Below are 10,253 nucleotides of genomic sequence, written 5' to 3'. Positions count from 1 at the left end.
GTATCACCGGCTCTTCGGAGCTGGTGGGGATTGAAACGAGCACGGAGGTGCAGAGACTGCAGATAGAACTCCGTATCACCGGCTCTTCGGAGCTGGTGGGGATTGAAACTTCTAAAACTCCTAGCGCAAAACTACTCTGTGGAGCGTATCACCGGCTCTTCGGAGCTGGTGGGGATTGAAACCACCGGTAGACCCAGTACCTGCATAAGGCAGTCCTGTATCACCGGCTCTTCGGAGCTGGTGGGGATTGAAACTCTCCATATGCGCGATAGATCAACCACAACAGCAAGTATCACCGGCTCTTCGGAGCTGGTGGGGATTGAAACCTAAATGCGTGCTCGGCTGGGTCATTATAATAGCTGTATCACCGGCTCTTCGGAGCTGGTGGGGATTGAAACTCGACACGGAAACACTCAGAGCGAAAGCCTTGCTCGTATCACCGGCTCTTCGGAGCTGGTGGGGATTGAAACCAGCCATATCAGAAAAAATACTGCAATAGCACCTAGTATCACCGGCTCTTCGGAGCTGGTGGGGATTGAAACAGAGCAGGGAGTTTTCACAGGTATGGTTTGGTGGTGTATCACCGGCTCTTCGGAGCTGGTGGGGATTGAAACTTCTAAAACTCCTAGCGCAAAACTACTCTGTGGAGCGTATCACCGGCTCTTCGGAGCTGGTGGGGATTGAAACTCGACATCTTGAGACACCAACTTGACCCGATACGCCGTATCACCGGCTCTTCGGAGCTGGTGGGGATTGAAACTGAATCTCGATGCTCAAATCCGTCCAGGTGCTACCGTATCACCGGCTCTTCGGAGCTGGTGGGGATTGAAACTTGCAAGGTGTCGGCAATCCATACACGCTATATCAAGTATCACCGGCTCTTCGGAGCTGGTGGGGATTGAAACTACTCGATAACCAGGAGCACCAAGTATCTGAGACTGTATCACCGGCTCTTCGGAGCTGGTGGGGATTGAAACTAAGGCGTCCAAGGCGGCGCGCCATAGACGCCGCCATGTATCACCGGCTCTTCGGAGCTGGTGGGGATTGAAACCTGCCCCGGTACCGTCGCCACTCGGGCGACGTCCCCGTATCACCGGCTCTTCGGAGCTGGTGGGGATTGAAACCTCGAGGCCCTCAACACCATGGAGCCGTATGGCCCGTATCACCGGCTCTTCGGAGCTGGTGGGGATTGAAACTAAGCCTGCGGGTTATAACTGCCGCTCACCAAGCTGCGTGGCACCGGCGTTTCGGCGTCAAGGCCGACGCCCTTCCCCTCAAGGCCGACGCTCTCCCCCTCAGTGAGGATTGAAACAAGAAGACCTCTCAGCTTCGCTCCGAGATGACATGGGGGTGCCGATGCCCTCGCCCTATAGGGGAAGAGAGACCGGCAAGTTTCACTCGCGGTCCTCTTTGATAAGCTGTCATCTAGAAACTAGCCACGCCAGCCCCCTTTCTCCCAAAGCGGGGGAAAGGATGGGATAGGGGGCGAACAGGGCAAACTTGCTTTGTAAAACTGCCTCTAGAACCGAAGCCATTGGCAGTTTCTGCAAACAAATGCGCTTCTACCTCAGAACTTGTGGGAATGGAAACGCAAGATTTCTCGCCGTCGGCTCGAAATGACAGTTGTCTATCTCGCTTCGGCTCAAAGCAACCGTCGCCTTCGGACCGAAATGACACTCGTATCATCGGCTCTTCAAGGCCGATGCCGGGACTCCGGAAAATCTTGCGATTTTCTGGGGGTGGCGCGTCCTTCCTCTCAAGGCCGATGCCCTTACCCTCAAACCGAAGTGAAACCGAGCGGATGAAGACCGAAACAAGAATCGCCCTGAAAGAGAAAATAGGCTATAATATCCCCAGAAAACAAAAGGACGTCACCGCCCAAGAACCGCCCCTAAATGCCACGAGACTGAAAGGAAGGGATAGAGGCTATGGAGCTTGTAACTATCCAGCCCGAACGAATAGGCCAACCCGACTACGCTGCCGAGCTTTATGAACACCTCGAAATGGGAAACATCCTCCTCCTGCCCAAAACCCCCTTTGCCCCGCCCGAAGAGGATGCTGCCTTTCTCCGTGGTCAACATCAAGCCGAAACAAAAATCCATAAAAATATCGCCTACAAAACACCCCTCGATAAATTAACCGGTGCCCAAAACGAAACCCCAGAAGATGCCCAACGCCTTAAACGTATTATGAAAGCCTATGCGCAAGGAGCCCTCCAGTTTCTCGCCAACCTCTTGCCCGCCTACGCCAAAGCTTGGAAGGTGGACTATGCGAGCTTTCGACCCTTCGAGGAACAAGGCCGAGACCTGCCCCTGAGCCGTAGAAATGACCTTATGCACGTGGATGCCTTCCCTACACGCCCCACCCATGGTGGGCGTATTCTGCGACTCTTTACCAACATTAGCCCCGACCGCGACCGCGTTTGGGTAACCGCAGGCCCCTTCGATCAGCTCGCACAACGCTACGCCAAAGAGGCCGGACTCGATAAGGTAACCGGCCTAACGGCAACCCTGCAACGAACCGGAGCCTACGTCACGCGACTGCTGGGCGTGCGCTCCGATGTCCCTTCCCCCTACGATCAGTTTATGATGGGATTTCATCACTTTCTTAAGGCCAACGAGAACTTCCAAAAAAATGAACGCCTCTTTACCTTTCACTTCCCACCAGGCTCTAGCTGGATATGCTTCACCGACCAGATCGCCCATGCCGTAACCTCCGGTCAGTATGCCCTGGAACAGACCTGCATCGTACCCCGCAGCGCCATGCAGCACCCCGAATTGGCGCCGGTGGCCGTGCTGGAACGACTCGCCGGTAAAACCTTGGCGCCCTCTGCGTGAAACGCCCCGCCTGCCGGCTTGAGAGACAAAGCGAAGGAGACCGAAAGATAGCCGGCCTGACCTGTGCATGAACCTGCCCTCCAATCGCCCGCTCGATAGAGAGAAGGACAGCCTTGTGGGGCGTCCTAATCTGTAGAAAGCGCTGCCGGCTAATCGTCACCTGCGGATTGCCAAGGCGCTAACCCTAACCGAGCGCGGAGAGAACCTCCGCTGCGTGGCCTTCGGGCTTGACCCTTTCAAAGACCTTTACAAGCCGACCATCTGGGCCAATAACAAACGTTTGTCGCTCAACCCCCATGTAGCTGCGACCGTAGCGCTTTTTCTCAACCCATACCCCATACAGCTCGGCCACCTTATGTTCGGTGTCGGCAAGAAGGCGCATAGGCAACCCATACTTTTCGGCGAATTTGGCCTGTGCTTTAGGGGGATCGGTGCTGATGCCTAAAAGTTCCACACCGCGCTCTCGAAATCGCTCGGCCATGTCGCGAAACCCACAGGCCTCCACCGTACAGCCCGGCGTGTCGGCCCGCGGATAGAAAAACAGCACCACCGTTCTTCCGCGCAGATGCGAAAGCGTTATGGGGTTGCCCTCCTGATCGGGCAAAGTAAAATCGGGGGCGAGATCGCCTTCCTTCAGCATAAAACCTCCTCTATGCGAAAAAGCTAGGCGTAGCACACAACCCTTCCGCATAGCATGGAAGCGAACCAACCTCCATGCTAAGGAGAATCGTTGTCCTCCGCCGTATATAGATTTTCCCCTCGATGAAGCCGCAAGGCCACCTGATAGGTCTGCAGATTGGCTCGGGCCGTAGGACAGTGGGCGGCCAAATAGCGGGCCATCGCCACAAGCAAAACACGACCTTCCGGGGTGTTGCCGTAGTCACGATATTGGCGAAAGCCGGCCTCAACCATCTGGTAGGTGTGGAACTCGGCATCCTCTCGCAACAGCGCACGCCCCAAGGTGGCCAGCAACTCCGACTCCGAACCGCCATGCACTAGCCAGGTCATTACCTGCTGGGCCACCGCCTCCACCTGGTTTTGGCTGTTAAGTTTATCGAGCAAGGCGGTTAAAGGCTCTTGAATGGTGTTAAGTGGGCGCGGTAGAGGGGCAGGCGGGGTGTTGAGGAACCTGGCGAGGTAGACGCTTAGGGCACCATCGAAAACGCCGCGTAGAAGCTCTAAAGAGGGGGCGCGACGCATGGCCTGGTGCACCGCATTGGCATAGGTAAAGGAGTGCAGAACCGTTATCCAGTCGCTGAATTCGTTGGAGGTGCGGAAATAGGCTATGCGATGGGCAGCCGCCAAAGCAACGGCACCGGCAAGTTGCTCGAAGGTGGCTCCGTGAAGCAGGGCGGCTTGCAGGTTTTCCACAATGGCAACAGGGTCATCGCCCAACAGCGTCTCCAGAAAGGCCGGAGTGCACTGCCATTTGGCAGAGGAAGCCTTCTGCAGAATCTCCGGTAGTTGCGCAAACGCGGAGGTCAACAGATGGGCCAGGTCTATGGGGTGGCGCCAACTGGCCGACTCCTCACTGCGCTGCCCGTTGGCCAGAACGGGTACCACGCTGAGAAGAATTTGCGGCGTAAAACGGGCATCTACCTGCTGCAAAAGCTCGAAAGCCTTGTTGGCGAAATCGAGCGCGTGACCACCGCTGAGGTAGAGGTGGTCGGTAGCTGCGGCAAAGATCATGTCGGCAAGGTGCGAAAGTGGGTGGCCTGCCACAATGGCCGTGTGAAGAACACGCATGGCGCCAACGCTGTCGCGCACCTCGATGAACTCCCGAAACCAGGCCTTCAGCCGCTCCGGCTCGACATGGGCTTGCGGCAAAGGATCGGGAAGAAAAAGAGGGGGCTGGTTCGCCACCATGGGGGCTATGTGGCCGAGTCCATGGTAGAGCGCCAAAGGCCGATCGCTTGCCTCTAAGGTCGGCAGAATATTGGCCATGGCCGTGAAAATGGTAAGGCCAGCGTTCCAACCATCGCGGGCATGGCGCGTGCCCAACTCGGCACCTGCCTCCAGCGCCTGCTTGTGCCCAAGCTCTCCAAAACCCTCTAGCCCAAGCACCGCTTTGGCGATGACCAACCTTAGGTTGTGCTTTAAGCCGTGTTCCAGGCGCTTGCGGTGCTGGCCTAAGTCGTTTTCGTGGGCGGGGCGGATGTCCACCCAAACCTTGCCATCGTCTATTCGCGTGGGGAAAACGGTTACGTCGTCGGCCCAAAGGTCGAAAGTGCCTCCGGTGGCGAGGTCGAAGCGGGCATGATGCCAATGACAGGTAAGGATGCCACAACGAAGGCTGCCTTGATGAAGCGGAAAGCCCATATGCGGGCAACGGTTATCCACCGCATAAACCTGGTTGTCATGCCAAAAGAGGGCCACCGTTCGCCCCTCGATTTCGGCGGTGAGGCAGCCCCTGGCTTTCAGTTGCTCCAGATCGGCTACGGGGATGAACGGTTCAGAAATTGTGGTCGTCATTGTCTTGTTCTCCTGCATACACGCACCCGCTGGTGCAGGTCTCCTGCACCACGATGCGGCTAAGCCCCGGCAAGCGCGGTTTAAGCCTCTGCCAAATCCATCGGGCGAGGTTCTCGCTCGTCGGGTTCTCTAGCCCCTCTATCTCGTTGAGATAACGATGGTCAAGCATCTCATGAAGCGGGCGAAAGGCCGCGGCGATGTCGGCGAAATCCATAACCCAACCCACATGCGAGTCAACAGAGCCGCCGACGTAGATGGTGATACGAAAAGAGTGCCCATGCAGGCGCGCGCATTTATGGCCCTCCGGCACATGCGGAAGACGATGCGCCGCCTCGATATGAAACTCCTTAAACAGCTCCAATTCGTATCGCCTCCTTCCGTAACCGCCTAGGGCAGCTCATGCCGTGCTTACCGGAACGCCTGTTTAGGCTAGGCGTCTATCTCACCGTCCTGAAGGCCTAGCGGCAGCGCCTTTGGCCGGTCTACCGTGGTTTCTGGGAAGTAGTGCCTATTTTGCTCGGACGATTCCAGGATGCCCAACATAACATCGAGCACATGGAAGGCAAGGTCGCCCGAAGCGCGGTGGGCGCGGCCCGAGCGGATGGCGGCGGCCATATCGGCTACCCCCAGGCCTCGCGCGTTGCCGGTATATCCGTAAACGAGGGGCACTTCACGCCATTCAGGCTCATCGTGGCGCTTTACCAACACGCGCCCGCCAAAGCCGTTGGGGTCGGGCACAAGCAGAGAGCCTTCGGTGCCGTAGACCTCGATGTTGGGCATGTGGTGTGCCCACACATCGAAGCTGGTAACCAGTGTGGCGATGGCCCCCGTGTGGAAATCGAGTGTGGAAGCGATGTGGGTAGGCGTGCCGACTACGATCTTGGTGCCGTACTTCTTCTGGCTTGTAATGGTGCGTTCGGGGAACGTGATGCGTGCCGCCCCCGCCACTCGGCGAATGCCGCCGATCATATTCACAAGGGCGGTAAGATAGTAAGGCCCCATATCCAGCAGGGGGCCTCCGCCCTCTTTATCGTAATAGAACTCCGGATCGGGATGCCACGACTCGTGGCCGTGACACAGCATAAAAGCGGAGGCCGCAACCGGCTCGCCGATAACGCCATCGTCAATGAGCTTGCGGCAGGTCTGGTGCCCTCCTCCGAGAAAGGTGTCGGGCGCACAACCGATGCGCAACCCCTTTTGTCGGGCAAGGGACACCATGCGACGGCCTTGCTCGCGCGAGACGGCTAGGGGCTTTTCACCGTACACATGTTTGCCTGCCTCCAACGCCGCCAAGGCCACCTCGGCATGCGCTTTGGGAATGGTGAGGTTAACAACGATCTCAACATCCGGGTCGCTCAGCAGTTGGTCTACCGAAAGCGCCTTAGGCACACCGTGCTTTTCGGCCTTTTCTTTAGCACGCTCCATGAGAAGGTCGGCGCAGGCAACGATTTCGAGGTTGCGGAAGCGTTTCCCCGCCTCGAAATAGATGTCGCTGATGTTGCCGCAGCCGATGATGCCGATGCGTGTGGGCGTTGTGTCTGTCGTCACGTTCACTACGAAGTCCATCCTTCCTCAACAAGTTGCTCTATTTAGAATACCCCCTCCATCCCCATGCTGGGTACAATGGGGCAACTGGCCAAAAGCCTAATTTGCGGCCGTGTTGCAAAGCCGAGCGACTAGAGAGAGTGCGGCAGGAGGTAATGCGGTAGATGGCGAATCCTCTACCCTAGAGGAGGCCCACATGCCGTTAGCAGCTTTTCCGAAATGTTTTCTCAAGGCCCTTTGCGTTGACCGCACAATGACCCCCGAAGAGTGGATTGACCTGGCGGCCACCCATTTGGAGATAGATGGCTTAGAGCTATACTGGGCGTTTCTGCCCCACGATGCTCCAAGGCACCTGGAAGCACTGCGCCGGCAAGCCGAAGGGCATGGGCTTCGGATCGCCATGTTGTGCTACTCGCCCGACTTTACCCAGCCGGAGCGCGAGGCGTGGAGGGCCGAGATCGAGAGGGCGAGATGGGCCGTAGAGGTGGCGGCGCTTCTGGGGGCGGAGACCTGTCGCGTGCTTAGCGGGCAGGCGCGCCCAGGCCTCGACGTACCGATGGGTTTGCGCCTTGCGGCGCAGGCCATACAAGAGCTGTTTCCCACGGCGGAGCGTTTTCAGGTGAAGCTGGCCTTGGAGAACCACTATAAAGACGGGTTCTGGCAGTACCCCGAACTGGCCTGGCAACAAGAGCGCTTTTTGGAGCTGCTCTCGCTCATCCCCCCTTCACCATGGTTTGGAGTAAATTACGATCCCTCCAACGCTCTTTTGGCCGGCGACGACCCCATCGCCCTATTGGATCAGGTAAAACACCGGGTCATCAGCATGCACGCCAGCGATCGCTATCTGGAAGGAGGCTCTCTGGCGGAGCTACGCCGTCTGGCCTACTCGCCCCAACAGGGCTATGCGCCCTTCCTTCGTCATGGCGTGATAGGGCAGGGCATGAACGACTACGATAAGATTTTCTCGTTGCTCTCTTCGGTGGGCTTTCGAGGGTGGGTTAGCATCGAAGATGGGGAGGATGCCGAGCAGGGCATCGCGCACCTAAAACAGTCTGCCCAGTTCCTGCGTGAGAAAATGGCCAAGTATCATCTCCCATGAAGACGGATTTCCCGAAACCGAAAAAGGGCGCTTTTAGTCTACAATGTTAGGAAGGCAGCACGCTCTGCAGAGAGGAAGAAGAGCATGATCGGCATTCTCATTGTGCTTATTGTGTTTAGTGTGCCGTTATCGGCTATTTGGACGGAGCACCTGAGGAAAGTGAAAAAAATGGAGTTGGAATCGCGTAGTCGGATGAACGATGAGGTGCTCGCCGAGATAACCGCTCTGCGTCAGGAGTTGCAATCTCTTCGAGACACGACGACACAGTACGACCTTAGTTTCGATACCGCGCTGCAGAATCTGGAGCGTCGTGTTCAGGTGCTTGAACAGCATGTGGTGGCTCCTCCTCAAGAAGAGGGAAGACCTCAGTATCAACGGATCGTTTAGCCATGCATCTGCTTAGCCCTTGGAGCCTGCTTTGGCTACCTCCTATTTGGGGTGCCATTATTTTGCTCTACATTTTGAAACTGCGTCGAAAGGATGTAGAGGTCTCGTCGCTCTACCTTTGGCAGCAGGTGATTCGGGATGTACAGGCCAACGCGCCGTTTCAAAAACTTCGCTACAATCCACTATTATTAGTGCAATTGCTTATTGCTCTGCTGCTGGTTTTGGCGCTCTCCCAGCCGGTGCTTCGACTGCTTGCGCGCGGGGGACGCACGCTGGTTTTGGTGGTAGATACCGGGGTAACGATGCAGGCGACCGATGGCTCCCCCACACGTATTGACGAGGCCAAACAGGTGGCCTATCGCCTTGTGGGACAGATGCATCCGGGAGATAGGATGATCCTTCTCGCTGCCGGTAGCTCTCCACAAGCCCTTACCGGTTTTACGGATAATCGCACCGAGTTGCGGCGGGCCATCGGCAACCTGCGGGCAACGGAGGCACCCGCCGATATGCATACGGCGCTGCAACTAGCTTCGGAGCTGGCGCAGACAACAGGGAACGGCGGGCTTATAGAGCTGGTTACCGATGGCTGTTTTTCACGCACGGATACGACCTCGCTCAACCTAAACAACAACGTTGGTTTGCGTGCCTACACCGTGGGCAAAAGCGATGACAATGTGGGCATCGTGGCTTTTGACTATCGCCGGTTGGTGGGCTATCAGCATGGGCTGGAGGTACTGGCGTCCACCCAGAACTTTTCGTCTCGACCCCGCAAGTTCATCGAAGAGCTTTACGCGGGCAAGCAGTTGGTAGATGCACGCGAGGTCTCGCTTGCACCGGGGGCTTCTCACACCGACACCTATGCCATGCCGGAGCCGGAAGGGCCGCTTCCGCTGAAGTTTCATTTGGATGTTAAGGACGACCTTAGCAGCGACGATACGGCCTACCTGGTGCTGGCGCCGAAACGCCTATTTAGAGTTTTGTTGACCGGGCAGGAGAACCTCTTTTTGGAGAACGCTTTGGAGGTAGACCCCGATCTTCAGGTGGATGTTGCGCCCAACTATCCGGGCGATGTCGCCGCCAGCAAATACGATGTGGTTATTTTCTATAACACGGCGCCAAAAACGCTTCCGCCGGGGCACTACCTCTTTATTCACTGCTCCGGCAATCGCAGCCCGGCACAACTTACAGGCGCCACGGCAAGCATGGAGACGGTGGATTGGCAACATACCGACCCCGTGATGCGCTATGTGGATTTAACCAACCAGCGCTTCGACGATGTGCTGTTGTCTACGCCAAAACCGTGGGCACGCGAAGTGGTAACCGGCGATTCGGGGCCGTTGATCGTGGCAGGAGAGGATGGCCCCTCCCGCTCGCTCTTCTTTGCGTTTGACCCCGATCAGTCTCGGCTTCCTTTATCGGTTGCTTTTCCCATTTTGGTTTCAGAGAGCGTGCGTTGGCTGGCGACGGGCGAGGCGACGGAGGGTTTGCCTTCGCGTGCCGGGCAGCCGGTGACGTTGGCGGCGGCCCCAGGGGTTTCGGCGGTTTCGGTGCGTTTACCGAACGGCTCCGTGAAAAAAGTGCCCCTTGCGCCGGATGGCCGAGCGCTCTTTAACGACACCGACCAGTGCGGTTTTTATTCGGTGATAGGGGGGTATCCGGTAGGCACCGGAGGGCGTAGCGGAAACGATAGGGGGCTGTTTGCTATTAGCTTGAACAACGCAGAAGCCTCCAACATTGCGCCGGTAAAAAAGCTGCCGTTTGAGACGCCAAACCCGCAGGCCGAGCGTGGTAGACCGGTTGTGGTTTTCCACCCCTTCTTACCCTGGCTGGTTCTGCTGGCCCTTATCGCGCTGGGGTTTGAGTGGTATCTGTTCCACCGCCGTCCGTTTTTTGTGCGAGGATAGGCGGGGATG

At 57.2% G+C, this 10,253-nt stretch carries 8 protein-coding genes and 1 CRISPR repeat array; of the genes, 4 read left to right on the top strand and 4 right to left on the bottom strand.

Annotated features, from left to right (window positions below):
- Window positions 1-1,196: a CRISPR direct-repeat array (repeat unit 37 nt; unit sequence GTATCACCGGCTCTTCGGAGCTGGTGGGGATTGAAAC).
- Window positions 1,197-1,928: 732 nt separating this feature from the next.
- Window positions 1,929-2,837, top strand: coding sequence for a Kdo hydroxylase family protein (locus VKV29_RS12900; protein WP_324201723.1), 909 nt, complete (start codon window positions 1,929-1,931; stop codon window positions 2,835-2,837).
- A gap of 184 nt (window positions 2,838-3,021) precedes the next feature.
- Here the strand turns inward: VKV29_RS12900 and bcp are convergent, their stop codons facing one another.
- The 4 genes from bcp to VKV29_RS12880 all read right to left on the bottom strand — a co-directional run bounded on the left by bcp (window position 3,022) and on the right by VKV29_RS12880 (window position 6,875).
- Window positions 3,022-3,477 (bottom strand): thioredoxin-dependent thiol peroxidase, encoded by a 456-nt coding sequence (gene bcp, locus VKV29_RS12895; protein ID WP_324201722.1) that lies wholly within the window; start codon window positions 3,475-3,477, stop codon window positions 3,022-3,024.
- 77 nt (window positions 3,478-3,554) lie between these two features.
- Complete coding sequence (locus tag VKV29_RS12890; protein ID WP_324201721.1) at window positions 3,555-5,309, bottom strand: Rieske (2Fe-2S) protein; 1,755 nt, start codon at window positions 5,307-5,309, stop codon at window positions 3,555-3,557.
- Window positions 5,290-5,670, bottom strand: a complete 381-nt coding sequence (gene queD, locus VKV29_RS12885; RefSeq protein WP_324201720.1) for a 6-carboxytetrahydropterin synthase QueD — start codon at window positions 5,668-5,670, stop codon at window positions 5,290-5,292. The genes VKV29_RS12890 and queD overlap by 20 nt, the downstream gene beginning before the upstream one ends.
- A 68-nt stretch (window positions 5,671-5,738) precedes the next feature.
- Complete coding sequence (locus VKV29_RS12880) at window positions 5,739-6,875, bottom strand: Gfo/Idh/MocA family oxidoreductase (protein ID WP_324201719.1); 1,137 nt, start codon at window positions 6,873-6,875, stop codon at window positions 5,739-5,741.
- 175 nt (window positions 6,876-7,050) lie between these two features.
- On the opposite strand from VKV29_RS12880, the gene VKV29_RS12875 reads away from it, so the two are divergent.
- The 3 genes from VKV29_RS12875 (at window position 7,051) to VKV29_RS12865 (ending at window position 10,244) form a co-directional block, all read left to right on the top strand.
- Entirely contained in the window at window positions 7,051-7,953 is a 903-nt protein-coding gene (locus tag VKV29_RS12875; RefSeq protein ID WP_324201718.1) for a sugar phosphate isomerase/epimerase family protein, read from the top strand.
- Between the two features lie 84 nt (window positions 7,954-8,037).
- The gene (locus tag VKV29_RS12870; protein WP_324201717.1) at window positions 8,038-8,340 is read left to right on the top strand and encodes a hypothetical protein; all 303 of its coding nucleotides are present in this window, start codon (window positions 8,038-8,040) and stop codon (window positions 8,338-8,340) included.
- 2 nt (window positions 8,341-8,342) lie between these two features.
- Window positions 8,343-10,244 carry a VWA domain-containing protein gene (locus tag VKV29_RS12865; protein ID WP_324201716.1) on the top strand — a complete coding sequence of 634 codons (1,902 nt, stop codon included), beginning with the start codon at window positions 8,343-8,345 and terminating at the stop codon, window positions 10,242-10,244.
- Window positions 10,245-10,253 lie beyond the last annotated feature (9 nt).

Source organism: Chthonomonas sp., assembly GCF_035294165.1.
Classification (GTDB): domain Bacteria; phylum Armatimonadota; class Chthonomonadetes; order Chthonomonadales; family Chthonomonadaceae; genus Chthonomonas.
Note: the sequence above shows the minus strand (reverse complement) of the source record. Positions and strands in the feature narration are given on the sequence as shown.

Excerpts from the sequence above, each read along its gene's own strand:
- VKV29_RS12880 (WP_324201719.1), bottom strand. The coding sequence starts at position 6,875 with ATGGACTTCGTAGTGAACGTGACGACAGACACAACGCCCACACGCATC.
- VKV29_RS12900 (WP_324201723.1), top strand. The coding sequence starts at position 1,929 with ATGGAGCTTGTAACTATCCAGCCCGAACGAATAGGCCAACCCGACTAC.
- VKV29_RS12865 (WP_324201716.1), top strand. The coding sequence starts at position 8,343 with ATGCATCTGCTTAGCCCTTGGAGCCTGCTTTGGCTACCTCCTATTTGG.
- VKV29_RS12870 (WP_324201717.1), top strand. The coding sequence starts at position 8,038 with ATGATCGGCATTCTCATTGTGCTTATTGTGTTTAGTGTGCCGTTATCG.
- VKV29_RS12890 (WP_324201721.1), bottom strand. The coding sequence starts at position 5,309 with ATGACGACCACAATTTCTGAACCGTTCATCCCCGTAGCCGATCTGGAG.
- VKV29_RS12875 (WP_324201718.1), top strand. The coding sequence starts at position 7,051 with ATGCCGTTAGCAGCTTTTCCGAAATGTTTTCTCAAGGCCCTTTGCGTT.
- bcp (WP_324201722.1), bottom strand. The coding sequence starts at position 3,477 with ATGCTGAAGGAAGGCGATCTCGCCCCCGATTTTACTTTGCCCGATCAG.